This is a genomic window from Kitasatospora phosalacinea, assembly GCF_000717185.1.
Lineage (GTDB): Bacteria > Actinomycetota > Actinomycetes > Streptomycetales > Streptomycetaceae > Kitasatospora > Kitasatospora phosalacinea_A.
In genome coordinates this window covers 47,055-71,545 of record NZ_JNYE01000044.1, presented here as the reverse complement: position 1 = coordinate 71,545, position 24,491 = coordinate 47,055, and the positions used below count along the sequence as shown (strand labels likewise).

The window sequence follows — 24,491 nt, the reverse complement described above, 5'->3', positions numbered from 1 at the left end:
GCATCCCGAAGGACCGGGCGGCCATTCCTTCGGAGCCATCAACGGCAAACCACCATCAGCCACACCCGGTCCTCCCGGACCGCCTCACATTCTTAGGGAACCGCCATGACCGTCACGCTCCCCGCCGACCCGCCGGTGGGCCCGGCCGCCGACGGCTCGGTGCACTCCTGGGACCTGTCGACCGGCGTGGACGGCCCCGGCACCCGGTTCGTGGTGTTCCTCGCCGGGTGCCCGCTGGACTGCCTGTACTGCCACAACCCCGACACCATGCGGATGCGCAGCGGGAAGCGCACCCGCGCGGACGAGGTGGTCGCGGAGGCGTCGAAGTGCACCGCGTTCATCCGCGCGGCGGGCGGCGGCGCCACCGTCAGCGGGGGCGAGCCGCTGCTGCAGCCCGGGTTCAGCGGCGAGCTGTTCCACCGCTTCAAGCACGAACTGGGCCTGCACACCGCCCTGGACACCTCCGGTTTCCTCGGCGCCCGGGCGAGCGACGACCTGCTCGCCGACGTCGACCTCGTGCTGCTCGATATCAAGTCCTGGGAGAGGGGCCTGTACCGGAAGGTCACCGGGCAGCGGCTCGGCCCGACCCTGGACTTCGCCCGCCGCCTGGCCGACCTCGGCAAGGAGGTGTGGGTGCGCTTCGTGCTGGTGCCGGGCCTGACCGACGCGGCCGGGAACGTCGACGGGGTGGCCGCGTTCGCGGCCTCGCTGGGCAACGTCTCCCGGGTCGACGTGCTGCCCTTCCACAAGCTGGGCGCGGCCAAGTGGGCGGCGCTGGGCCGGGAGTTCGTCCTCGCCGACACCCCGGTGCCCGACGCGGAGCAGGTGCGGGCCGCGCGCGGGATCTTCGCCGCGCACGGCCTGCACGCCGTCTGACCGCGCCCGGCCGGGGCGGGGGCGGCCGTCGCTCAGTCCTGCACGGTGATCCCCAGTGCCTGGGCGAACTGCGGTGCGAGGTCGAGCAGTTGCGGCGTCGAGATGACCGCCCCGCGCAGCCCGAGGTGCCCGTCCGGCAGGCCCAGGCGCGCCGCGGTGCGCAGGTCCGCGTTCTTCAGGGCGGCGCCGCGCAGGCGGACCTCCTCCAGGGTGCTGCCGGGGAAGGAGACGTCGGTGAGCTTGGCGTCCGACAGGTCGACGTCCCGCAGCAGGCAGTCCTCGAAGACCACGTCGCGCAGCACCGCGCCGCGCAGGTTGACCGCCTCCAGCTTGCACTGCCGGAACACCGTGCGCCGGATCGCCGAGCCGTACCCGGAGACGCCCGCCAGGACGGTGGAGTCGACCTCGCTGTCCTGCCAGTCGCTCTCCGCGAGGTCGACGCCGACCATCCGGCCGCCGTGCACCCAGACCTCGTTGAACCCGGCCCGGCGCAGCTTCACCTCCTCGATCCGCACCCCGGTGAACGCGCACTCCAGGAAGTGCGCCCCGCCGAACTGCCCGGTCAGCGCGAGCTCGTCGAAGTGCACGGTGTCGTACCGGCCGTCGGGCCGCAGCGGGCCGGTGTGGCGCTGCAGCAGGTGGGCGTACGGGAGGTCTTCGAGGCGCACGGTCAGCTCCGTTTCGCGGACAGGGTGAGGCCGGCGGCGACGGCGGGCGCCACCAGGAGCCCGGCGACCAGCACACCGGACTCCCCGGCCAGGGTCGCAGCCGGCACCGACAGCGCGGCCCGCGGCAGCGGAACGGCGGCACCGCCCGGGGCACCTGGACGACGGTGATCCCGGCGGCGCACCCAGCGCACAGGTGCGGGCCGGGCGGCAGGGGCGGGCGCGGCAAGGGAGTTGGACACCGGCGGTCCTGACAGTCCGGAGTCGGCTGCGCACGCACCGTGCACGGCACGCCGATTGGCCCGAATACACCCGATTTGACTACTCGTCAGGCAGAGTTGACGCCGCAGTGCGCGATCCGAGTGACAGCTTGAGCCATTTCGGCGCGTGTTGCGCCGATTGTCCTGTCTGTCCGAATTGGACCTATAGATTCCTCTGCGGATGGATGGACGGACGACGAGGGCGCTTCGCGGGCAACGCGGAAGGTCAAGGACGAGGGTGGACACGGGACCGGCTCCCGTGGACCGCAGGACCCGAACTCCTCGTGATCACCGCGCTGCCCGACAGCGCCGCCCGGCGTCCGACCCGCGCCCCGCACCACGGACGGTCCGGCCCGCTCCGGCGGGACGTTCGCCCCGCCGGAGCGGGCCCTTCCCGCCCTGCCCCGCGCCCGCCCGCGGTCGTAGCGTTCCCACCAGGAGACCCCACTCGCCCGTCCGGAGGGAGTGCCGCCACCGGGGCCGGTCGGACTAGCCCCGCTCGCCGGACTCCGCCCCGCCGCGGTGTGATGACCGTATGCGTACTGTCGTGCACCGAGGGCGAGGGGGCGGCCGTGAACTGGACCGACGTGGTGATCATGGTCGGCACCCTGGTGGGCACCGCGGCGGGGATGCTGCTGGTGCAGAAGTACGCCTCCGTCCCGGCCCGGGAGAACTGCAACGACGTGGCGGGGTTCATCTTCGCCGCGGTGGGCGCGTTCTACGCGGTGCTGGTCGCCTTCGTGGTGATCGTGGTGTGGGAGAACTCGTCGACGGCGAAGGCCACCACCTTCGAGGAGGCGGACGAGCTGGCCGGGGTGTACTGGATGTCCCGGCAGATGCCGCTGCCCGAGGGGGCGGTGCTGGAGGGGCTGACGCTCAGCTACGCGCACGCCGTGGTGGACACCGAGTGGCACGAGATGGCCGACCACCACAGCGACCCGGCGGCGACCGCGCTGATGTACAAGATCCGCGACACCGCACTCTCCTTCGACCCGCAGGGCGACCAGCAGTCGGCGCTCTACCAGAACGTGATCCAGCACGTGGACGGCCTGGCCAGCAAGCGCCGGGCCCGGCTGAACCTGATCGCCGACTGCGTGCCGCCGCTGCTGTGGGCGTCGCTGGTCGCCGGGGCGGTGGTCACGATCGCCTTCACCTTCCTGTTCGGCCTCTCCAACACCTGGGCGCACCTGGTGATGGTGCTCAGCCTGGCCGGGCTGATCGCGCTGTCGCTGATCGCGATCAAGGAGATGAACTACCCGTTCGACGGGGCGAACGCGGTGAAGCCGACCGCGTTCGAGGTATTCCTGAACCGACTGCCACCACCGCGCTGAGCGCGCCGCCGGGCGACGCTGCGTGTCCGGGACGTCACGATTTCGGCGGACGGGCCCGGGCGTGTAGTGTTCTCCGGGTCAGCAGGCGCCGCTAGCTCAGTTGGTTAGAGCAGCTGACTCTTAATCAGCGGGTCCGGGGTTCGAGTCCCTGGCGGCGCACAGACGGTCGAGAGCCTCCCTCCGGGGAGGCTCTCGGCGTTTCCCGGCCCCGTCGAGTTCCCGGCCCCGCCGAGAAGCCGGTTTCACCGCAGGTCGGGGAGGGTGTAGTGTTCTCCCGTCAGCAAGCGCCGCTAGCTCAGTTGGTTAGAGCAGCTGACTCTTAATCAGCGGGTCCGGGGTTCGAGTCCCTGGCGGCGCACAGACAGGTCGAAGGCCCCTCGCGAGAGCGAGGGGCCTTCGGCGTTTTCCGGCCGTGTCGCCATGTCCCTTGCGGGGCACGCTCGTTGAGAAGGGGGAGGATGTGAAGCTAAGGGGGATTTAAAGATCGTCTTAGGAGAAATGGGACATAGGTCCCTAACATCTGACAAGTCGATCAGTCAGGCTGGCGAGGTTCACGCCGTCGCCCGAGCGAGCAGCCCGTCCGGGGCCTGCGGGAAGGTCTCCGTTGCCTCGAAAGCCACGTGAGCGCAGGAAGCGGACCGGCTGGCGCCGGCTCATACCCACCTGGCGCCTCACCCTGCTCGGGCTGGCCGCGTCCCTGCTGCTGGGGGTCGGGCTGTTCGCCCTGGGCATCGCCCTGGTGAAGGTGCCGGACGCGCACGCGGCCGCCACCGCCCAGTCCAACACCTGGCTGTACTCGGACGGCTCGCTGCTGGCCCGCACCGGCCAGACCAACCGGCAGAACGTCGCCCTGGACAAGGTCTCCCCCGAGGCGCAGCACGCCGCGCTGGCCGCCGAGGACCGCAACTTCTACTCGGAGGGCGCGGTCAACCTCAAGGGCATGGCCCGGGCGGCGTTCAACACCGCGTCCGGCGGCAGCACCCAGGGCGGTTCGACGATCACCCAGCAGTACGTGAAGAACGCGTACCTGAACCAGAAGCAGACCGTCAGCCGCAAGGTGAAGGAGGTCTTCATCGCGATCAAGGTCGACGCGACGCTGAGCAAGGACGAGATCCTCTCCTCCTACCTGAACACCTCGTACTACGGGCGCGGCGCGTACGGCATCCAGGCCGCCGCGCAGGCCTACTTCGGGGTGGACGCGAGCCGGCTGACCGCCGCGCAGGGCGCCTACCTGGCGACGCTGCTGAACGCGCCGAGCGCGTTCGACGTGTCCTCGGCGAGCGAGGCCGGCAGGCAGAAGGCCGTGGCGCGCTGGAACTACGTGCTGGACGGCATGGTGGCGAAGAAGTGGCTGGGCGCCGAGGAGCGGCAGCAGACCGCGTTCCCGGAGGTGCTGGCGCCGAAGTCGGCGCCGGGCCTGTCCGGGCAGGCGGGCTACCTGGTGGCCGCGGCGACCTCGTACCTCACCGACCGGGGCATCGTCTCGGACGCGCAGCTCGCCCAGGGCGGGTACACCATCACGCTGACCGTCGAGCCGAAGAAGCAGCAGCAGCTGCAGGACGCGGTGCAGGCCCAGCTGACCGACAACCTCAAGCCGGACAGCCGGAAGGTCGACGCGGCCGCGCAGGCCGGTGCGGTGTCGGTGGACCCGAAGTCCGGGCAGGTGCTGGCGCTGTACGGCGGTTCGGACGCCACCAAGCATTGGATCGACAACGCCACCCGCACCGACTACCAGGCGGGCTCCACCTTCAAGGCGATCGCGCTGGCGGCCGCCCTGGACTCCGGGGCGCGCACCCAGTCCGGCGAGCGGATCGACGCCGACACGGTGTACGACGGCACCAACCGGCGGCCGGTGCGCGGCGCGAAGGGCACCCCGTACGCACCGCCGAACGAGGGCGAGCGCTCGTACGGGCAGATCACGCTGCAGCAGGCCACCGACTGGTCGGTGAACTCGGTGTTCGCGCAGCTCGCGCAGGACACCGGGCTGGAGAGGGTCCGGGCCACCGCGGTGGCGCTCGGCCTGCCCGCCGACACGCCGGACCTCAAGGCGCTCGCCTCGATCCCGCTGGGCACGGCCACCCCGAGCGTGCTGGACCTGGCCGGGGTGTACGCCACCCTGGACAACGACGGGCAGCAGATCACCCCGTGGCTGGTGAAGGGCCTGGAGCTGGGCGGCGAGCAGATCGCGCTGCCCGACCACAAGGCGACCCAGGCGATCTCCAAGGACGCCGCCCGGGCCACCACCGAGATCCTCCAGGGCGTCATCGACGACCAGGGCGGCACCGGCTACCGGGCCGCCGCGCTGAACCGCCCGGCGGCGGGCAAGACCGGCACCACGGACGAGTCCAGGTCGGTCTGGTTCGCCGGGTACACCCCCGAACTGGTCACCGTGGTCGGCCTGTTCGGCCAGGAGCCGGGCACCGGCAAGCAGGTCAGCCTGGACGGCGTCGGCGGCACCGGCAGCGCGGCGGGCGGCAAGTACCCGGCGCAGATCTGGACGGCGTACATGAAGGCCGCGCTGTCCGGCCGGCCGGTCGGCGAGTTCGCCGGGCCGACCCGGGCCCCGGCCGCGAACACCCCGTCCAGCACGCCCAGCCCCTCGGCGACGCCCAGCGGGAGCCCGTCCGCGAGCGGCGACGCGGGCAGCACGCCCTCCCCGTCCGCCGGGGACGAGCAGCAGCCCTCGCGCTCCGCCACCGCCCGCCCCAGCGGCGACACCGGCGGCGAGGACGGCAGCCGGCCCTCCCGCACCGCCTCCGCCCGCCCCAGCGGCGGGGCCGGGCGCAGCCCGTCGGCGAGCAGCACGCCGGGCCTCGGCGGGGCCGGCGGCCTGCTCGGGGACCAGTACCAACCGGCCGGGTAGCGCCTTACGACGGAGGGGTCCGGGCTGGCACAATGCGGCGGTGCACAACAGCCCGGACTCCGCCGCCGCCCCCTCCCTCTCCGCCATGCCCTCCCCCTCCGCCGCGCCCGCGTCAGCCGTGTCGGCCGTCCGGCGCCGGGCGGCCCCGCTCGGGCTGGTGCTGGCCCTGGTGTCGGCGGTCGCCTTCGGCGGGTCGGGCACGGCCGCGAAACCGCTGATCGAGGCCGGGCTCTCCCCCGCGCACACCGTGTGGCTGCGGGTCGCCGGGGCGGCCCTGGTGCTGCTGCCGGTCGCCTGGCGGCACCGGGACGCGGTGCGGCGGCGGCCCGGACTGCTGCTCGGCTTCGGACTGCTCGCGGTGGCGGGCGTGCAGGCCTGCTACTTCGCGGCGATCTCGCGGATCCCGGTGGGCGTCGCCCTGCTGATCGAGTACCTGGGCCCGCCGCTGCTGATCGCCTACGTGCGACTGGTGCAGCGGCGCCCGGTCTCCCGCCGGGCGATGATCGGGGCGGGCGTCGCGGTGACGGGCCTGGCCTGCGTGGTCGAGGTCTGGAACGGCCTGTCCTTCGACGCCCTGGGCGTGCTGTTCGCCCTGGGCGCGGCCTGCTGCCAGGTCGGCTACTTCGTCCTGGCCGACGCCGGCCGCCGCGGCGAACGCCCGGTCGCCCCCCTGGCGGTCTCCGCGTACGGCCTGCTGATCGGCGCCGTCCTGCTCACCGCGACCACCCGCCCCTGGACCGCGGACTGGTCACTGCTCGGCCACTCCGTCACCATGAACGGCCACCGGCTCCCCGCCCTCCTCCCGGCCCTGTGGATGGTCCTGATCGCCACCGTCCTCGCCTACCTGACCGGCGTGGTCGCCGTCCAGCACCTCTCCCCACCGGTCGCCGGCGTGGTCGCCAACCTGGAAGCCGTGGTCGCCACCCTCCTCGCCTGGATCCTCCTCGGCGAACACCTCGGCACCCCCCAACTCGCCGGCGGCGCCCTCGTCCTCGCGGGCGCGTTCGCGGCCCAGTCGGCGAGCCGGGGGTAGTCGCGCGCGGCGGGCGGCCGGTTGAGTACCCGTACTCAGGTGCCTCCCGGTGGACCGGGTCAGGATGGATCCGGTAGTGACGGCGAGCACGGGAGGAACGAGTCATGAGGCGTGTGGCGAAGGCCCTGGGGGCGGCGGCCCTGGCGGTGTGCGCGGTGACCGGTCTCGGCGCGGGGCCGGCCGGGGCGGCCGACGGTGTCACGCTGCCCTACCCCGGACCGGACGGCCTGGTCTGGGTGAACGACCGGGTCGGGGACGGCGGTCTGGTGTCGGGCGGGGCGTGGAGCAGCCTGCCGACCGTGCTGACGGTGGCCTGCGAGGGGGGCGGCACGGTCCGGGTGACGATGGAGTCGCAGCAGGTCGAGGTCGCCGCGTTCACCGTGGACTGCCCGGTGGACACCGCCGGGGTGGGGTCCGCGACCATGGCGCCGGGCGTGGTCACGGGCTCCTTCTCCGTGTACGTCGACGCCTCCGACGAGTCGATCGGATGGGCCATGAACGTGGTGCAGCCCGAGTAGCCCGGCCGACGGCGCCGCCCGCCCGGCCCCGGCCGGGGGTCAGACCGGCAGGGTCTCGCGGTGGGCGGCGAGGACGGGGGCGACGGTGGTGGCGACGAACTCGGTGATCCGGTAGGCGACGACGCCCGCCGGGACGAACGGGTCGGTGGCGGCGACGGCCTCCACGGCGGCGCGGTCGGGGGCGACCGCGAGGATCACCCCGCCGTCGCGCGGCACCTTGCGGCCGGAGGCGAGGAAGGTGCCGTTCGCGTAGTGCTGCTCCAGCCAGGAGAGGTGGGCGGGCAGCAGGGCGTCGACGCGCTCCAGCGGGGCGGTGTAGGTCAGTTCGAGGATGAACACCCGGTCATCGTACGCCGGGCCGGACCGGGCCGGACTCGTGGGCGGGGGTGGCCAGTTGGGCCCGGTCGCGGGCGGCGGGCCTCTGCGGCAGGCGGCCGGTGCGGGTCTTCGCGCGGGAGGAGCCCGACCCGGACTGCGCCGTGGCGACCCGGCCTGACGGCTCGACGGCTCGACGGCTCAGCTGCTCACGCGGCTCAGCGTCCGCTCCAGCCGAACCAGGTGAAGTGGTCGAGCGGCCAGACGACGGCGGTGGTCGGTCCGACCAGGTCGGCGACGGGGACGGCCCCGCCGTCGGGCCCGTCGCGGTGGTAGCGGGAGTCGGCGGAGTCGCTGCGGTGGTCGCCCTCGACCCAGACGTGGTCGGCGGGGACGGTGACCGGGCCGAAGTCGATGCCCGCGCAGGAGTCGTCGCCGGGGTGCAGGTAGGGCTCGGTGACGACCCGGCCGTCGACGGTGAGGGTGCTGCCGTGGCAGGCGACGGTCTGGCCGCCGGTGGCGATGACCCGCTTGACCAGGTAGTCGTCGCCGGGCGGCAGCAGGCCGACGGCGCTGAGCCCGGAGTGGACGGCGCGGGTGAGGACGTTGCCGCTCTCGGGGGCGGGCGGCAGCCAGCCGCCCGGGTCCTTGAACACCACGGGTTCGCCGGGCTTCGGCGTCCAGCCGGTGAGGGTGGCGAACTTGTTGACCGCGACCCGGTCGCCGACCTGCAGGGTGTTCTCCATCGAGCCGGACGGGATGGAGAACATCTGGAACAGGCAGGTCTTGATCAGCACGGCGATGACCAGGCCGATCGTGATCATCACGGGCAGTTCCACGTACCAGGGCCGCCGCCTGCGCGGACGCCGCTCCTGGGTGGGCTCCTCGGTCACCGCCACCGACACCGACACCGCCTCCTTGGCAAGGACTGCACGCTAACCCGTGCCGGGGGCAGCACGAAATCGGACTCTTACCCGGATCAGACACCCGGACCGGACACCCGGACCGGACACCCGGATCGGACGCCCGGACCGGACGACCCCTGCGGGCGGGCGCTCAGGCCTCCTTGGCGATGGCCTCGTGGTGGCGGATCACCTCGGCGATGATGAAGTTGAGGAACTTCTCGGCGAACACCGGGTCGAGGTTGGCGCTGAGGGCGAGTGCGCGCAGGCGGTCGATCTGGCGGCGCTCGCGGGCCGGGTCGGCGGGGGGCAGCTGGTGCTCGGCCTTGAGGCGGCCGACCTGCTGGGTGGCCTTGAAGCGTTCGGCGAGCATGTGGACGACGGCGGCGTCGATGTTGTCGATGGACTCGCGCAGGCGGGTCAGCTCGGCCAGCACGGCGTCGTCGATCCCCGCCGGGGAGGGGGTGGGCTGGTCCGTCATGTGGGGTGGCTCCGATGCGGGATTACGGGTGGTCGCTCGGGCGTGGCGAACGGCCAATCTAACAGGGCGGGCGGGCCGCGTTCGCCCTGATTACCGGGCTGTTCCGGCATGTGGGACGGCCCGTGGACGGCCCGCGGAGGGCCTGCGGGCGGTGTTCGGAACGTCGTTCGGAACACCGTTCGAAGCGGCGCCCGGGCCGGCGTCCGGGGCGGGTCGCGGCCGCCGTTCGCGCAGGTGTCCGGGCGGGCGCCCGGCGCTCCGCGCGGCGTTCGTCCACCGGGGCTCGGCGCGGGCCGTAGGCTGGGCGGGCCGCGGCCGGAAGTCCGGCTGCCGGTACAGCAGTTCGACCGCTGTCCGTTCTCATGTGGAGGTACCTGATCGTGGCGACGACCCGCACCGCGCACACCGAGTGGGAGGGCAACCTGCTCGACGGCAAGGGCCTGGTGACCCTCGACTCCTCCGGCGTCGGCGAGTTCCCGGTGTCCTGGCCGTCCCGCGCCGAGGCCGCGAACGGCAAGACCAGCCCGGAGGAGCTGATCGCGGCCGCCCACTCGTCCTGCTTCTCGATGGCGCTCTCGCACGGCCTGACCGGCGCCGGCACCCCGCCCACCAAGCTGGAGACCAAGGCGGAGGTGACCTTCCAGCCGGGCACCGGCATCACCGGCATCCACCTGACCGTGGTCGGCACCGTCCCGGGCCTGGACGAGGCGGGCTTCGTGAAGGCCGCCGAGGACGCGAAGGCGAACTGCCCGGTGAGCCAGGCGCTGTCCGGCACCACCATCACGCTCTCCGCCGCCCTGGCCTGACGACCCGCCCGGCCGTTCCGGGGTTCCGGACGTCCGGACCGCTCCGGAGTTCCGCGGCCGTTCCGCCGCCGTTCACGCTCCGTCACGACGCGTGAGCGGCGGCGCACTCCCCGGAGCGCTCCCCCGGTGCCCGCCCTCCCGGCGGCCACCGGGGGTTTCGTCTCCGGTGGCCGGGTTCCGGGGCGCCGTGTCCGGTTCCGGTCGGCTTCGCACGGAACGTTACGGGCATTTCCGGACGAGCCTCACCGATCACCCTGGCGGCGGTCGCGGACAGTTACACCGGCGGCCTATGATCGGCGGGCGTGGCCCGAGGCCGCCGACCGTTCCCCTGCCACCGGCCGGGGCCGCCGGGCGGGCGCGGGCCGCCTGGCCGGTCGCCGCCCGCACGGAGCCTCCGGCGCGACCAGTGGCAGCAGCGGACGGGAGCGTGCCGTGCCGGGCCGGAACGTCGGGGCCGACGCACACCATCGGGGTGGGCGGCCCGAAGCGCCGCGCCCGGGAGCCGGAGCCGAAGGGTCCGGCCCGTGCGCCGCCTGCGGCGCCCCGCCGGACACCGAGGCCGAGCGGCTGGCCGCCGCCCTGCGGGCCAGCGAGTCGCGGTTCCGGGCCGCGTTCTCCGACGCCGGGATCGGCATGGCGCTGATCGACTCCGGCGACCTGGTGATCGAGGGCAACCCGGTGTTCGCGGCGATGCTGGGCCGCGAGGTCGCCGAGCTGCCGGGTATGCACATCCACCAGATCATCGACCCGGAGGAGCCGTCCCGCAGCCGCTACCGCGCGCTGGTGCGCGGCGAGCGCGACCGGATGCGGGCCGAGAAGCGGCTCAAGCACCGCGGCGGCCGGGAGGTCTGGGGGCGGGTCACCGTCTCGCTGATCCGCGACGGCGCGGGCGACCCGTACTACACGCTGGTCATGGTCGAGGACGTCACCGAGCGGCGGCAGCTCGGCGACCGGCTCGCCTACCAGGCGCTGCACGACCCGCTGACCCGGCTGCCGAACCGGACGCTGTTCTACGAGCGGCTGGAGGCCGCGTTCAAGCCGGACGGGCAGGACGGCCCGGCGGCGGGCGGCGAGCGCCGGATCGGGCTGTGCTACGTCGACCTGGACGGCTTCGCGGCCGTCAACGAGACCCTCGGCCACCACGTCGGCGACCAGTTGCTGGTGGCCGTCGCGGCCCGGCTGGAGCACGGGTTCGCCCGGGCGGACCGGCAGTTGGTGGCCCGGCTGGGCGGCGACGAGTTCGCCGTGCTGGTGACCGGCAGCTCCGGCCACCAGGAGTTGACCCGGCTGGCCGCCGCCCTGATGACCGCCCTGGAGCGGCCCTTCGAGGTGGCCGGGCACCGGCTGACCGTCACCGCCTCGGTCGGCGTGGTGGAGCGCCCGGTGCGCGGCTCCACGCCCACCGACCTGGTCCGCGACGCCGACTCCACGCTGTACTGGTCGAAGTCCGACGGCCGCGCCCGCTGGACGCTGTACGACCGCGACCGGGGCGCCGACCAGCTGACCCGGCACGAGCTGGCCACCGCGCTGCGCCCGGCCGTGGAGCGCGGCGAGTTCACCGTCGAGTACCAGCCGCTGGTGGGCCTGGCCGACGGCGCGGTGCGCGGCGCGGAGGCGCTGGTGCGCTGGAACCACCCCCGGTACGGGCTGCTGCCGCCGAACCGGTTCATCCCGCTCGCCGAGGAGTCCGGGGCGATCGTGCCGCTGGGCAAGTGGGTGCTGGAGGAGTCCTGCCGGCAGGCCCGGCAGTGGCTGGACGGGTTCCCGGAGCGGCCGGTGCTGGTGAGCGTCAACCTGGCGCCCCGCCAGATCTGGGACTCCGACGTGGTCGCCGACGTCGCGGAGGTGCTGGAGCGCACCGGGCTGCCCGCCCGGCTGCTCCAGCTGGAGATCACCGAGAGCGCGCTGCTGGGCCCGAGCGGCCGCCCGCTGCAGGCCCTGCAGGCGCTCGCCGACACCGGCGTGCGGATCGCCATCGACGACTTCGGCACCGGCTACTCCAACCTCGCCTACCTGTCCCGGCTGCCGGTGCACGCGCTCAAGCTGGACGCCACCTTCATCGAGGCGTTCCGCGAGTCCGCGCCCGGCGCGGACGGGCGGCGGCGGGCCGCCGACGAGCAGATCGTCGGCGCGATGGTGCAGTTGGCGCACGCCCTGGGCCTGACCGTCACCGCCGAGGGCATCGAGAACGCCGCCCAGGCCGAGCGGCTGCGCCAGACCGGCTGCGACACCGCGCAGGGCTGGTACTACGCCCGCCCTGGCGGTCCCGAGCTGATCGCCGGGATACTCCGTGACCAACCGCTGCGGTAGCGCGGCGGACTTTCCGGTGCGGAGGGGATCAGGGCGATGGAACGCGTGGACGCGGTGCTCGACGGGGCGCGCGTGGTGTCGGGGACGTCGATGTCGGGGGGCCTGTACAACGCCGCCCGGCTGCTCGAACTGTCCGACGGGCGCCGCCTGGTGCTGAAGTGCGCGCCGCCGCCCGGCACGCCCGGGCTGGCGCACGAGCGCGGGCTGCTGGGCACCGAGCGGCTGTTCCACTCGCTGGCCGCGGGCGCCGGGCTGAGCGTCCCGCAGGTGCTGCACCACGACCCGGACGGGGACGCCGACACCCGCGAGTGGCTGCTGCTCAGCTACGTGGAGGGCACCACCTGGGACAGCCTGCGCGAGCAGCTCCCGGAGGCCGACCGGGCCGGGCTGCGCCGCACCCTGGGCGCCTGGGCCGCCGGGGTGGCCCGGGCCACCGGGGAGCGCTACGGCTACCCGCAGCCCGAGCCGGGCCTGTCCGCCGACAGCTGGCCGGCCGCGTTCGCCGCGATGTTCGGCGCCCTCCTCGCCGACGCCGACCGCTACGGCGTCGAACTGCCCGCCCCCGTCGAGGTGCTGCGGGCCCTGCCGGAGCGCTTCGCGGCGGCCCTGGCCGAGGTCCGCCGCCCCGCCCTGGTGCACTTCGACGCCTGGGAGGGCAACCTGCTGCTCACCCCCGGCGCGGACGGCGGCTGGGAGCTGACCGGCGTGATCGACGGCGAGCGGGCGTTCTTCGGCGACCCGCTGGCCGAACTGGTCGGCCTGGACCCGCTGGGCGCCGCCGAGCTGGACGAGGACTTCGTCGCCGGCTACCGCTCGGTCGACCCGGCCTTCGCGGTGGACGACGCCGGGCGGGCCCGGCTCGCGCTGTACCGGACCTACCTGGCGCTGATCATGCGGACCGAAGCCGTCCCCCGGGCGTACACCGGCGACTTCGCCGACTGGGTGCGGACCTGGTCGGCCGGGAGGGTCACCGAGCAGCTGGCCGTGCTGGCGGAACTCAGCCCGCTCGGCCGCTGAGGCCGTACGCCTCGGCGATCAGGCCGTAGGACTCCAGCCGGTTCCCGTGGCCGTGGATGTGCGAGGTGACCATCAGCTCGTCCGCCCCGGTGCGCCGCCGCAGGGCCTCCAGGCCCTCGGCGACCTCCGCCGGGGTGCCGAGCACCACGTTCGCCAGCCAGGAGTCGAGGAAGTCCTCCTCGGCGAGGGTGTAGGGGTGCGCGGCGGCCTCCTCCGGGGTGGGGATCGGCCCGGGGCGGCCCTGCCGCAGCCGCAGCATGCCCAGGCCCGCCGACCGGGCCAGCCAGAGCGCCCGCTCGCGGCTCTCGGCGGCGACCGCGCTGACGCCGATCAGCGCGTACGGCTCGTCGAGCACCTCGGAGGGGGTGAAGCCCTCCCGGTACAGGTCGAGGGCGGGGACGGTGTTGGCCGCGCTGAAGTGGTGGGCGAACGCGAACGGGTACCCGAGGCGGGCGGAGAGCTGGGCGCTGAAGCCGGAGGAGCCGAGCAGCCACAGCGGCGGGCGGGAGGCCGAGCGCGGCACCGCCTCCAGCCGGGCGTACGGGTGGCCGGGCGGGAAGTCGCCGTCCAGGAAGTGCCGCAGTTCGGCGAGCTGGCGGGGGAAGTCCTCCGCGCCGTCGGCGAGGCCGCGGCGCAGTGCCCGGGCGGTGGCCTGGTCGGTGCCGGGGGCGCGACCCAGGCCGAGGTCGATCCGGCCCGGGTGCAGGGCCTCCAGCAGGCCGAACTGCTCGGCGATCGCCAGCGGGGCGTGGTTGGGCAGCATCACGCCGCCGGAGCCGAGGCGCAGCGTCGTGGTGTGCGCGCCGAGGTGGGCGAGCAGGACGGCGGGCACCGAGGAGGCGACGCCCGGCATGCCGTGGTGCTCGGCGACCCAGAAGCGGTGGTAGCCCCAGCCCTCGGCGGCCCGGGCCAGTTCGGTGGTCGCGGCGAGCGCCTCGCCCGGGGTGTGGCCGGAGCCCACGGTGGCGAGGTCCAGGATGGACAGCGGGGCGGGGGCGCGGCCCGCGGCCCGGCCGCGGATCCGGTCGGCTGCGGGGCCCGGGGCGGGCCCGGCGGCGCTCTCGGGGGCGGTCGGCTCCGGTGCGGTGCTCATGCGGTGCGTCCTCCTGGTGCCCCGGCCGGGTGCCCGGGCGTTCGTCGGAGCACAACCCGTCCGCCGCCCGGACTGTTCCCGCCATCCACGGCGGCGCGCCGGGGTGCCGGCTGACGGCCCGACAGCAGGCAACGCAGCGTGGCGACTTCACGCCACAGCGAGAAGTCGCCAGGTCGGATGGTCGAAGCGGGCTCCCGGATGGGGCACGCTGGAACCAGCGCGGAACACGTACCGGCTCCGCGCACCAGCGACAGATCGGCGGGCTCGACCAGCGTCGTTCGATCCCCATGAGCCCCCGGAGCGGCACCCCGCCCCGGGGGCTCTCGCGCGTCCGGGGGCGGTTCTCGCGCGCCCGGGGCGGCTGTGCGGTATGCCACACGGGGGTGCTTCATGCCATGAAATTTGCCCGCGCTAGCGTTGTCCCCCGTTGCAGCTGCTCCCCCCGGGCGTGCTGGAGGGAGAGACACCGTGGACCTGAACGCCTTCGTCGGACCGGCCTGGTACTGCGCGCTGGCGCTGGTAGCCGTCCTCGGCGACGCCTTCCTGCCGTTCCTGCCGAGCGGGACGCTGGTGATCCTGGCCGTGCTGAAGACCGGGCAGGTCGGCGGCTCGCCGCTGCTGCTCGGCGCCGGGGTGGCCGTCGCGTCCTTCCTCGGCGACCTGCTGCTGCTCAGCCTGGCCCGGCGCGGCGCGCCCGCGGTGCACCGGCGGCTGGCCCGCCGGCCGCGGCTGGCGGAGAGCGTGGAGCGGGTGCAGCAGGCGCTGACCGGCCGCACCACCAGCCGGGCCGCGGCGGCGATCGTGATCGTCGCGCGCTTCGTCCCGGCCGGGCGGACGGTGCTGGACGTGGCGGTCGGCCACTCCACGAACCACCGGCCGTGGACGTTCCTGCGCTGGTCGGCGGTGGCCGGCGTGGTGTGGGCGGCGTACATCGTCACCCTGGGCTGGCTCAACCAGCACTGGTTCGACACCGCGTGGCTGAGCTTCGCGATCTCCTGCCTGGCGGCGACCGCGATCAGCTCGGCCGTGGTGCAGCTCGTCCGGCGGCGGCGCCGACTGGTGGTGCCGGTCGAGGGCGAGCCGTCGGCCGCCCTGTCCGCGGCCTCGGTGTTCCCTGTCTCAGGACGGTAATAAGACGGCCGGTCCGGGAGCCGGGCCGGGCCCTGCCGCGTGATGACCCGGTGAGGGCGGGCGGCGTTGGACCGGCCACCCCCACCGTGCCATCCTTGGGTGGCACTACCGTCAAATTGTCCGATTTTGCCAGAAGTTGACCCCGGAGCCGCGTGCCGGTCTCCGGCTTTCTTCTGCACGGGCCCATGGGGGCAGGGGAGACGATCATGAGCACCATCTCGCGCAGGACAGTGCTGACCGGGGCGGCGGCCACGGCGGCCATCGGAGCCGTCTCCGCCTGCTCCAGCGGGGGCGGTGCCACCACCACCCGCCCCGGCTCCGACGCCAACCCCCCGTCCGGCAGCCCCGGTCCGAGCCGGCCCGCGGTCACCGGCACCCCGCTCGGCGACGGCTCCACCGCCGACACCGGCACCCAGCCCCACCAGCCCGCCGCCGAGAAGCTCGAGCCGGGCGAGGTCCCGCCCCAGTTCGTGGTCTTCTCCTGGGACGGCGCGGGCGCCACCGACGACGGCCAGTTCGCCCGCTTCCTCAAGGTCGCCGAGGAGCACCGGGCGAGCATGACCTTCTTCCTCTCCGGCATCTACACCCTGCCGAAGGAGAAGTCCTCCCTCTACCACCCGCCGCAGCACCCCGCCGGCGCCTCGGACATCCCCTTCCTCTCCGCCAACGCGGTGCGCAACACCATCAAGCTGATCAGCCAGGCCTGGCTGGCCGGCCACGAGATCGGCACCCACTTCAACGGGCACTTCTGCTCCACCCGCTCCGACCACAACGGCGTCAACCGGTGGAGCCCCGCGGACTGGGAGAGCGAGATCCAGCAGGCGGTCTCCTTCGTCACCGGGTGGCGCACCAACACCGGCTTCACCGACGTCGACCCGTTCCCCTTCGACTACGCGAAGGAGCTGATCGGCGGCCGCACCCCCTGCCTGGAGGGCCAGAAGGCGCTGCTGCCGACCGCCGCCAAGCTCGGCTGGAAGTACGACGCCAGCTCCCCCGGCGGCCTGCAGATCTGGCCGCAGAAGGTCCAGGACGGCAAGATCTGGGACTTCCCGCTGCAGGGGATCCCGTTCCCCGGCCACAGCTTCCAGGTGCTGTCGATGGACTACAACATCCTGGCCAACCAGTCCGGCGGCTCCACCAAGGGCGACCCCGGCAAGTACGGCCAGTGGCGCGACCAGGCCCGCGACGCGTACCTGGCGGGCTTCGACCGGGCCTACACCACCAACCGGGCGCCGTTCTTCGTCGGCAACCACTTCGAGCAGTGGAACGGCGGCATCTACATGGACGCCGTCGAGGAGACCATCAAGCGGATCGCCGACAAGCCGGACGTCCGCCTGGTCTCCTTCAAGGAAGCACCGGCGAAACACCCAAGTACATCCAGTACGAGGGCGTTCCGCCGGCACTCCCAGCCGGGCGCCCGACGCCGCGCGCTGATCCGACAAGATCGACCGGACAGGGCCTAGCGCACCCGGAGGAGCTCCGCCGCCAGGCGCTCGGACCAGATGATCGAGTAGTGGTTGGTGTCCGCGACCGGCTCGGCGGGGACGGTGACCCCCGCCGCCGCCAGCCGGGCCGGGTCGTAGAGGGCCCGGGGCTCGTCCAGCAGGCCGCGCTGCGCGTAGAGCAGGCGGGCGGGGACGGTCAGGCGGTGGACCGCCCCGGCGGCCTCCGGGTCGAGCAGGACCTGGGTGCCGTCGGTGGTGACCGCCTCGTGGACGCAGGAGGAGACCAGCTCGGGGGCCTCGCCGACCAGGTCGCGCTGGGTGTAGGCGTCCAGCTCCGCGGTCCACGGGACGAACGCGGGGTGGGCCTGCCAGAACGCGCGGTAGGCCTCGCGGTCGGCGAAGGTCATCGAGAGCCGGGCCAGCGCCGGGCCGAGGACGGCGGCGAGGGCGCCCCGCTCGTCGACGCCGGGCGGCAGCGGGAAGGTGACGCCCCCGTCGACCAGGGTGAGGTCGGCGACCAGGGCCGGGTGCCGGGTCGCGGTGAGGGCGGACACCCAGGCGCCCATCGAGTGGCCGACCAGCCGGACCGGGCCCGCGTCCAGCGCGGTGACCAGCGCGGCGACGTCCTCGGCGTGGCGGGCCAGGCCCCACGGGCCGGGCAGGTCGCGGCTGGCGGCCCGGCCGCGCAGGTCGGGGGCGTACAGGGCGGCGCGGCCGTCGAGCAGCCGGGCCAGCCCGGCCCAGGCGAGGGCGTTCGCGGTGATGCCGTGCACGGCGACCACCACGGGGGCGCCGGGCGCGGCCGCGGGCCAGTGCAGGACGGCGAGGTCGCCGCCCTCCACCGGGACGGTCAGGGTCTCGGGCCGGGGGACGGTCATGCGGCGCCTTCCGGGAGGGCGGTGGCGGGGGCCGCGGCCGCGGGGGCGCGGCCGGCGCGCAGCCGGGCGGGGAGCTTGGCGAGGCCGCCGGGCAGGAGGTAGACGACGGCGACGAAGAGGGTACCGAGCAGGAAGAGCGGCTGGGAGAGCGGGACGCGCAGCACCGGGGGGAGGTCGGCGACGGTCGCGGAGTTGGCGAGGTCGCCGAGGCGGTGGGCGGCCCAGGTGTAGAGGACGCCGCCGAGCAGCGGACCCCAGCGGGTGCCGGAGCCGCCCAGGACGACCATCACCAGCAGGGCGAGGGTGGCGTCGGAGCCCGCGGCCTGCGGGGTGGCGCCGCCGGTGAGCAGCAGGTGGACGACGCCGCCCGCACCGGCGAGGGTGCCGGAGACGGTGAAGGCGAGGAGCTTGAAGCCGTACGGGCGCAGGCCCAGGACTTCGACGCGGCGCTCGTTCTCGCGGATGCCCGCCCAGACGCGGCCGGTGGGCGAGGAGGTGGTCCAGTGGACGACGGCGAGGGTCAGGACGAGGTAGGCCAGGGCGATCCAGTACAGGTTGGCGGTGTTCTGGATGCCGACGAGCGCGTCGGGCAGGTGCTGGGCGGGGGCGGAGCGGCCCTCCTCGCCGCCGGTGCGGCCGCCCGGGTTGCGCTGGACCAGGATGGCCCCGGCCTGGGCGAAGGCCAGGGTGACCATGGAGAAGCCGATGCCGGTCACCCGCAGCGAGACCGAGCCCAGTGCGAGGGCCAGGACGGTCGAGCAGGCGGTGCCGAACACGGCGGCGGGCACGAGGTCCAGGTCGAGGTCGAGCATCGCCAGGTCGGTGGCGTACAGGCCGGTGGCGAAGTAGAGGGCGTGGCCGAAGGAGAGCAGTCCGGTGCGGCCCAGCAGCAGGTCGTAGCCGGTGGCGAGGCCGCCGTAGAGCAGGCACAGGGCGATCAGTTGCAGGCTGCCGGGGCTGCCGAGCGGCCCGTCGAGCAGGCCGGGCAGCGGCAGGGCGCTGTACGGCGCGGCGGTCAGGGCGAGCAGCAGGGCCAGCGGCCACCAGCGCTTGAGGGGGGCGGTCACGCGAGTCTCCCGGTGAGTCCTCGGGGCTTGACGAGCAGCAGGACGGCGAGCAGGACGACCACGGACAGGTCGCCGAGCCCGGCTGCCCCCAGACCGGGAACCGCAGCGTAGTTGGCGAACTGCTGGACGAGGCCGACGCCGACCGAGGCGACGGCGGCGCCGGTGACCGAGCCCGTGCCGCCCATCACGACGACGACGAAGGCGAAGACCAGCAGGCCGGTGCCCTGGGAGGGGTTGACCGAGCCGAAGTACAGCCCGGCCAGCGCCCCGCCCAGCGAGGCGGCGGCGCCGCCGATCGCGAAGACCAGGGTGAAGGCCCTGCGGACGTCGATGCCCAGGGCGGTGACCATGGCGCGGTCCTCGACCCCGGCCCGCACGATCAGCCCGTAGCGGGTGCGGGCCAGGAACAGCCGTAGCAGGAGCAGGACGGCCAGGGCGGCGGCCACCAGCACGAAGCGGTTGACCGGGACGGTCGCGCCCAGCAGGTCGACGGTGCCGGAGAGGGCGGCGGGCTGGGGGAAGGGGCGGGCGTCGGAGCCCCAGATGCCCATGAGCAGGGCGGGCAGCGCCAGGCCGACGCCGACGGTGGCCAGGATCTGGTCGCGGGGGCGGGCGTACAGCGGCCGGATCAGGACGAGTTCGAGCAGCACCGAGGCGGCGGTGCCCACCACCGTGCCGAAGGCCACCGCGAGCCAGAAGCCCAGGTGCCCGTCGGTGGCGGCCCACCAGGCGGCGTAGGCGCCGACGGAGAGCAGGGCGCCGTGGGCGAAGTTGAGGACGTCCATCAGGCCGAAGACCAGCGACAGGCCGGAGGCGACCAGGAAGTACAGCGCGCCGAGCCCCAGTCCGGTGCAGGCGAGCAGGACGACGGTGCTCATCGGGAGTCCCCTCCGGGGGTGGCGTGGTGGGTGCCGACGCCCAGCAGGCGGCGGGCGGCGTCCGCGTCGGCCAGCAGCGCGCCCGCGTCGCCCTGGTGGGCGGTGCGCCCGTCGGCGAGGACCGCGCAGCGCCCGGCGATGCGGCGCACCAGGGCGAGGTTCTGCTCGACCAGCAGGACGGGGACGGACGCGGCGGCGCGGGCCAGCACGTCGGCGACCTCGGTGACGATCTTCGGGGCGAGGCCCTTGGTGGGCTCGTCGGCGATGACCAGCCGGTTGCCGTTGAGCAGGGTGCGGGCGATGGCGACCATCTGCTGCTGCCCGCCCGAGAGCGTGCCCGCGGGCTGCCTGTGGCGCTGCTTCAGCTCGGGGAACAGCTCGAACACCAGGTCGTAGGCCGGGTTCGGGTCGCGTTCGGCCAGCCGCAGGTTCTCCGCGACGCTCAGGTGCGCGAACACGCCCCGGTCCTCGGGGGCGTAGCCGATGCCGCGCCGCACCACCCGGTGGGTCGGCAGCCCGGTGATGTCGGCGCCGTCGAAGGTGATGGCGCCGGTGCGCGGGACGAGGCCCATCACGGCCTTGACGGTGGTGGTCTTGCCCGCGCCGTTGCGCCCCAGCAGGGCGGTGACGCCGGTGGCGGCGACGTCCAGCTCCACCCCGTGCAGGATGTGCAGGCCGTCGATCACCACCCTCAGGTCACGGACCGTCAGCAGGCTCACAGCGCCTCCCCGAGGTAGGCCCCCTGCACGGTGGCGTCGGCCGTCACCGCGTCCGGGGAGTCGAGTGCGAGCAGGGTGCCGTGGTGCATCACCGCGAGCCGGTCGGCCAGCCCGAGGAGCACGTCCATGTGGTGCTCGACCATCAGCACGGTGCGGCCCTGCTCCCGGTGGACCGAGCGGATCAGCTCCACCAGCGCGGGCACCTCCTCCGCGCTGACCCCGGCCATCGGCTCGTCCAGCAGGATCAGCCGCGGCTCGCCCACCAGCAGCACCGCCAGCTCCAGCTTCCGCTTGCCGCCGTGCGACAGCGACGCGGCCACGTCGTCGGCCCGGTCGGCCAGGCCGGTGCGCTCCAGCGTCTGCTCCACCTGCTGCCGGTAGCGGTCGGCGCGGCGCCAGATCCGGTACGAGGCGCCCGGCCCCGCCGCGGCCTGCGCGGCCAGGCGGACGTGCTCGGCCACCGTCAGGCCCGGCCACAGCGAGGAGGTCTGGAAGGTGCGGCCGATCCCCCGCCGGGCCCGGGCGGGCACCGGCAGCGCGGTGATGTCCGCCCCGTCCAGGTGCAGCGTGCCGTGCGAGGCGGGGTGGATGCCGGAGACCAGGTTGAACAGGGAGGTCTTGCCCGCCCCGTTGGGGCCGATGAACGCCACGAACTCGCCCTCGGCCACCTCGAAACTCACGTCCTGCACGATCGGGACGCCGCGCACGGACCAGCCCAGCCCGTCCAGCCGCAGCACCGGGGCGGAGGTTCCCATGCCGCTCAGCCCGCCATCTTCACGACCGGCGGGGCGACCTGCTCCGCGGTCAGGATCTTCTCGGCGGCGGGCACGGCGGCGGCGCCGGTGCCGGTCAGCTTGACCTGGAACATCGGCTGCAGCAGCGCGTGGTCCTCGGCCCGGACGGTCAGCCGGCCCTTGACGCCGTCGAAGCTCCAGCCCTCCAGCGCCTTCACCAGCGCGTCGGTGTCCGCGTCGGAGCCCTTGTTGGCCTCCAGCGCGTGCACCACCATCTGCGCGGCCGTGAAGCCGTCCGGGGTGAACAGGTCGGGCTCGGAGCCGGCCTTCGTGACCGCGTCGGTCATCGCCAGTTCGGCCTCGGTGCCGCCCGCCGCGCCCGCGAAGTAGTGGTTCAGGAAGTCGATCTTCTCGGCGGCGGGGCCGAACAGCGGGTACGAGGCCGCCACGTCCAGGCCGGTGACCACCCTGGTCGCCGAGAACACGTCCTGCTGGGTCAGCGAGGTCCACAGCGCCGAGGCGGTGTCGCCCGCCCACGCCACGTACAGCAGGTCCGGCTTCGCGGCCTTCGCCTGGGTCGCGAACGGCGTCAGGTCGGTCGCCGACGGCGGCGCCAGCACCGCGTCCACGGTGGCGCCCTCGCCGCCCAGCACCTCCTTCACCGCCGCCACGTTGGCCTGCCCGAACGCGCTGTCCTGGGCCAGCACCGTGACCTTCTTGCCCTTCGCGTCGCCGATGAACGACGCCGCCGCCTTCGTGTCCTGGTACGACTGCCGCCCCGAGCGGAAGGTGTACCGGTTCAGGCCGGTGACCTTGTCCGCCGCCGCCGGGCCCGAGATGAACAGCACCTTGTTCTGCGCCGCGATCGGCCCGACCTGCAGCGCCACGCCCGACGCGGTCGAACCCGCCAGGATCCGCACGTCCTTGCCGATCAGGTCCTTCACCGCCGAGACCGCCTTCGCCGGGTCGCCCGCGTCGTCCTGCTCGGTGATCTCCACCGGGTGCCCGTCCACCGCGCCGGTGCCCCCGGTCGCGTACGCCAGCCCCGCCTTGAAGCCCTCCAGGTACTGCTTGCCGTACGCGGCCAGCGGGCCGGTCCGCGAGTACACCAGGCCGACCTTGACCGGGCTCCCGGCGCCCGCCCCGGTGGAGCTGCCCGCCGTCCCGGCCTTCGCGCAGCCCGCGGCGAGCAGCACGCAGGCCGCCAGCGCGGCGAGCTTCCGGACGGGGCGTCCGGGGGTGGCGTCCGTGACTGACATGGTGGGGGCTCCTGACGTTCCGGTGCTGGTGGGATGCCGGAACCGTAGGGGCGCGCCCACCGGGAGGACATGTGGCGGGCCCACGCATCGGCCGTCGGCGCTGTGTGGCCCGCCGCCACCCCGACGCCACCCCCGGGGGCCTGCGCCCGGCCTCCCCCGCCGCGAGCCGCCACCGGACCGCCACCGGACCGCCGGCCCGGCCGACCGAACGCCGCGGGGCCCGGGAGCGGTGCGCTCCCGGGCCCCCGCGGCCGTGCGGTCAGTCCTTGAGGTTCGGGATCTGCCAGTCGACCGGCTTCTGACCGAAGCCCTCCAGGGCCGCGTTGATCTGCGAGAACGGCTTGCTGCCGAGGAACAGCTTCGCGGACAGCGGCGAGGGGTGCGCGCCCTGCACCACCACGTGGCGCCCGGTGTCGATCAGCGGGAGCTTCTTCTTCGCGTAGCCGCCCCAGAGCACGAACACGCAGGGCTCCTCGCGGGCGCTGACCGCCTTGATCACCGCGTCGGTGAACTTCTCCCAGCCCTTGTTCTTGTGCGAGTTGGCCTCGTGCGCCCGCACCGTGAGCACCGCGTTGAGCAGCAGCACGCCCTGCTCGGCCCACGGCATCAGGTACCCGTTGTCGGGGACGGTCAGGCCGAGGTCGGTACCGAGCTCCTTGTAGATGTTGCGCAGCGACGGCGGGGTCTTCACGCCCGGCAGCACGGAGAAGCTCATGCCGTGCGCCTGGCCGTTGTCGTGGTACGGGTCCTGACCGAGGATCAGCACCTTGACGTCCTGGTACGGCGTGGCCTCCAGCGCCGCGAACTCCTGCCCGGCGGGCGGGAACACCTCGTGCTCGGCGCGCTCGGCGGCCAGGAACGCGGCCAGCTGCGCGTAGTAGGGCTTGCCGGTCTCCTCGGCGAGCACCGCCTGCCAGGACGCGGGCAGTTCCGGCACGCCGCCCGTGGACGCCTCGGCCAGCTCCGTCACGTTGTACCTCCCACCGGCCGCGCCGCACGGCGACCGTTCTCGTTCGTACGTACCGTTCCGCGGGCCCGTCCCGGACCCACCGCGCTGAACGCTACACAGTCGCGCCGACAGCCCGCTCGGCCGCCGCGGCGGCACCGGCGCCCGGCGGCCGTCCCGCCGCGGTCGCACGTGCGCGCAGGGTCCCTGCCCGGCTGTCCCCCCGGACCGCTATCTTTGTGCCCTGGCGCCCCGTGCACCCGCCACGGGAACGGGCCCGCAGGGCCCCTGGGGAGTGGGCGCCGACATCTGAAGCAGGGAGGGGCGCGGCAGGCCGCGCCCACGGGGGAAGGGGAACCACGATGCTCGAGGCATCCAGCGACGGGGGCGGCGGGGGCACCGCGCCCACCGGCATCCTCGGCAGCGCCGTGGGCGCCGCCGCGTTCGCGGCCACCCGGGCGCTGGCCGGCCAGGTCGGCGCGAGCGCGGTCAAGGTCGAGATCGAGAGCCTGCAGACCTTCAAGTCCCGGGTGGACGCCATCCTGAGCACGCTCAACAGCTCCCCCGCGAGCCGGGGCACGATCTCGCAGCAGCAGTTGACGCCCGGTCAGCTCGGCCAGAACTTCGGCCAGGCCGGCGACCTGATGAGCGCCTACAGCACCGTGCACGCCAACCTGGAGCAGCTCTCCCAGACGCTGTCCCTCCAGATCGAGGCGATGAGCGCCAGCATCGACATGGCCGCCCGCGGCTACGACAACGCCGACGCCGAACAGCAGCAGCAGTTCCACTCGATCCTCAACCAGGCGGGCGCCCAGGCGAGCCGCCCGCCGGTCGGCGGCTACGGGCAGGCCGGAGCGCAGCAGGCCGGCCACCCGGCCGCGCAGGCTCCGCAGGCCCCGCTCACCGGCACCCAGCAGGGCTCGTACTGACCGTCGGCCGGTCGGCCCACACCTCAGGGGGAAGA

24 protein-coding genes and 2 tRNA genes are annotated in these 24,491 nt (G+C 74.1%); 13 read left to right on the top strand and 13 right to left on the bottom strand.

The window, feature by feature from the left end; translation table 11 throughout:
• The first annotated feature begins 105 nt into the window (after positions 1-105).
• Positions 106-876, top strand: coding sequence for a pyruvate formate-lyase-activating protein (pflA, locus tag OO57_RS19720; RefSeq protein WP_033253851.1), 771 nt, complete (start codon positions 106-108; stop codon positions 874-876).
• Between the two features lie 32 nt (positions 877-908).
• Here the strand turns inward: pflA and OO57_RS19715 are convergent, their stop codons facing one another.
• Both OO57_RS19715 and OO57_RS44800 read right to left on the bottom strand, forming a co-directional pair.
• Positions 909-1,544: a pentapeptide repeat-containing protein gene (locus OO57_RS19715; RefSeq protein WP_234337417.1), complete on the bottom strand. Its 636-nt coding sequence runs from the start codon at positions 1,542-1,544 to the stop codon at positions 909-911.
• Between the two features lie 2 nt (positions 1,545-1,546).
• Complete coding sequence (locus OO57_RS44800) at positions 1,547-1,783, bottom strand: hypothetical protein (RefSeq protein ID WP_199811291.1); 237 nt, start codon at positions 1,781-1,783, stop codon at positions 1,547-1,549.
• A gap of 590 nt (positions 1,784-2,373) precedes the next feature.
• Between OO57_RS44800 and OO57_RS19710 the strand changes: the two genes are divergently transcribed.
• From OO57_RS19710 to OO57_RS19685, 6 genes are all read left to right on the top strand, one after another.
• Entirely contained in the window at positions 2,374-3,132 is a 759-nt protein-coding gene (locus tag OO57_RS19710) for a DUF4239 domain-containing protein (RefSeq protein WP_234337416.1), read from the top strand.
• An 85-nt stretch (positions 3,133-3,217) separates the two neighbouring features.
• Positions 3,218-3,291, top strand: a tRNA-Lys gene (locus tag OO57_RS19705).
• Between the two features lie 125 nt (positions 3,292-3,416).
• A tRNA-Lys gene (locus OO57_RS19700) sits at positions 3,417-3,490 on the top strand.
• Between the two features lie 246 nt (positions 3,491-3,736).
• Positions 3,737-5,995, top strand: a complete 2,259-nt coding sequence (locus OO57_RS19695; RefSeq protein ID WP_051777979.1) for a transglycosylase domain-containing protein — start codon at positions 3,737-3,739, stop codon at positions 5,993-5,995.
• 85 nt (positions 5,996-6,080) lie between these two features.
• A complete protein-coding gene (locus OO57_RS19690) occupies positions 6,081-7,028 on the top strand; it encodes an EamA family transporter (protein ID WP_051777980.1) in 948 nt (315 codons plus the stop codon).
• Positions 7,029-7,132: 104 nt separating this feature from the next.
• Positions 7,133-7,546, top strand: coding sequence for a hypothetical protein (locus tag OO57_RS19685; protein WP_234337415.1), 414 nt, complete (start codon positions 7,133-7,135; stop codon positions 7,544-7,546).
• Between the two features lie 39 nt (positions 7,547-7,585).
• On the opposite strand, the gene OO57_RS19680 is transcribed toward OO57_RS19685, so the two are convergent.
• The 3 genes from OO57_RS19680 to OO57_RS19670 all read right to left on the bottom strand — a co-directional run bounded on the left by OO57_RS19680 (position 7,586) and on the right by OO57_RS19670 (position 9,244).
• On the bottom strand, positions 7,586-7,885 hold the full coding sequence (locus OO57_RS19680; protein WP_033253850.1) for a YciI family protein: 300 nt from the start codon (positions 7,883-7,885) through the stop codon (positions 7,586-7,588).
• Positions 7,886-8,079: 194 nt separating this feature from the next.
• On the bottom strand, positions 8,080-8,766 hold the full coding sequence (lepB, locus tag OO57_RS38545) for a signal peptidase I (RefSeq protein WP_158715174.1): 687 nt from the start codon (positions 8,764-8,766) through the stop codon (positions 8,080-8,082).
• A gap of 151 nt (positions 8,767-8,917) precedes the next feature.
• Positions 8,918-9,244 carry a chorismate mutase gene (locus OO57_RS19670; RefSeq protein ID WP_033253849.1) on the bottom strand — a complete coding sequence of 109 codons (327 nt, stop codon included), beginning with the start codon at positions 9,242-9,244 and terminating at the stop codon, positions 8,918-8,920.
• A 380-nt stretch (positions 9,245-9,624) separates the two neighbouring features.
• On the opposite strand from OO57_RS19670, the gene OO57_RS19665 reads away from it, so the two are divergent.
• From OO57_RS19665 to OO57_RS19655, 3 genes are all read left to right on the top strand, one after another.
• Positions 9,625-10,050 (top strand): OsmC family protein, encoded by a 426-nt coding sequence (locus OO57_RS19665; RefSeq protein WP_033253870.1) that lies wholly within the window; start codon positions 9,625-9,627, stop codon positions 10,048-10,050.
• Between the two features lie 432 nt (positions 10,051-10,482).
• A complete protein-coding gene (locus tag OO57_RS19660; protein WP_033253848.1) occupies positions 10,483-12,360 on the top strand; it encodes a putative bifunctional diguanylate cyclase/phosphodiesterase in 1,878 nt (625 codons plus the stop codon).
• A gap of 36 nt (positions 12,361-12,396) precedes the next feature.
• Positions 12,397-13,377, top strand: a complete 981-nt coding sequence (locus OO57_RS19655) for a phosphotransferase family protein (RefSeq protein ID WP_033253847.1) — start codon at positions 12,397-12,399, stop codon at positions 13,375-13,377.
• Here the strand turns inward: OO57_RS19655 and OO57_RS19650 are convergent.
• On the bottom strand, positions 13,358-14,470 hold the full coding sequence (locus tag OO57_RS19650; protein ID WP_051777977.1) for an LLM class flavin-dependent oxidoreductase: 1,113 nt from the start codon (positions 14,468-14,470) through the stop codon (positions 13,358-13,360). The two genes, OO57_RS19655 and OO57_RS19650, sit on opposite strands and share 20 nt — an antisense overlap.
• A 468-nt stretch (positions 14,471-14,938) precedes the next feature.
• Between OO57_RS19650 and OO57_RS19645 the strand changes: the two genes are divergently transcribed.
• Positions 14,939-15,601 carry a hypothetical protein gene (locus OO57_RS19645; RefSeq protein ID WP_051777976.1) on the top strand — a complete coding sequence of 221 codons (663 nt, stop codon included), beginning with the start codon at positions 14,939-14,941 and terminating at the stop codon, positions 15,599-15,601.
• 206 nt (positions 15,602-15,807) lie between these two features.
• Entirely contained in the window at positions 15,808-17,064 is a 1,257-nt protein-coding gene (locus OO57_RS19640) for a hypothetical protein (RefSeq protein ID WP_234337414.1), read from the top strand.
• Here the strand turns inward: OO57_RS19640 and OO57_RS19635 are convergent.
• The 7 genes from OO57_RS19635 to OO57_RS19605 all read right to left on the bottom strand — a co-directional run bounded on the left by OO57_RS19635 (position 17,061) and on the right by OO57_RS19605 (position 23,551).
• The gene (locus OO57_RS19635) at positions 17,061-17,924 is read right to left on the bottom strand and encodes an alpha/beta fold hydrolase (protein ID WP_033253846.1); all 864 of its coding nucleotides are present in this window, start codon (positions 17,922-17,924) and stop codon (positions 17,061-17,063) included. The genes OO57_RS19640 and OO57_RS19635 overlap by 4 nt on opposite strands.
• On the bottom strand, positions 17,921-18,991 hold the full coding sequence (locus OO57_RS19630) for a branched-chain amino acid ABC transporter permease (protein WP_051777975.1): 1,071 nt from the start codon (positions 18,989-18,991) through the stop codon (positions 17,921-17,923). Before OO57_RS19630 ends, OO57_RS19635 begins: the two co-directional genes overlap by 4 nt.
• A complete protein-coding gene (locus tag OO57_RS19625) occupies positions 18,988-19,869 on the bottom strand; it encodes a branched-chain amino acid ABC transporter permease (protein ID WP_033253845.1) in 882 nt (293 codons plus the stop codon). Before OO57_RS19625 ends, OO57_RS19630 begins: the two co-directional genes overlap by 4 nt.
• Entirely contained in the window at positions 19,866-20,588 is a 723-nt protein-coding gene (locus OO57_RS19620; protein ID WP_033253844.1) for an ABC transporter ATP-binding protein, read from the bottom strand. Before OO57_RS19620 ends, OO57_RS19625 begins: the two co-directional genes overlap by 4 nt.
• Positions 20,585-21,343, bottom strand: a complete 759-nt coding sequence (locus tag OO57_RS19615) for an ABC transporter ATP-binding protein (RefSeq protein WP_051777974.1) — start codon at positions 21,341-21,343, stop codon at positions 20,585-20,587. Before OO57_RS19615 ends, OO57_RS19620 begins: the two co-directional genes overlap by 4 nt.
• Before the next feature lie 5 nt (positions 21,344-21,348).
• Entirely contained in the window at positions 21,349-22,581 is a 1,233-nt protein-coding gene (locus tag OO57_RS19610) for a substrate-binding domain-containing protein (RefSeq protein ID WP_033253843.1), read from the bottom strand.
• A 259-nt stretch (positions 22,582-22,840) separates the two neighbouring features.
• On the bottom strand, positions 22,841-23,551 hold the full coding sequence (locus tag OO57_RS19605) for a uracil-DNA glycosylase (RefSeq protein WP_081973807.1): 711 nt from the start codon (positions 23,549-23,551) through the stop codon (positions 22,841-22,843).
• Between the two features lie 338 nt (positions 23,552-23,889).
• On the opposite strand from OO57_RS19605, the gene OO57_RS39595 reads away from it, so the two are divergent.
• Entirely contained in the window at positions 23,890-24,456 is a 567-nt protein-coding gene (locus OO57_RS39595) for a hypothetical protein (RefSeq protein WP_051777973.1), read from the top strand.
• Positions 24,457-24,491: the final 35 nt, after the last annotated feature.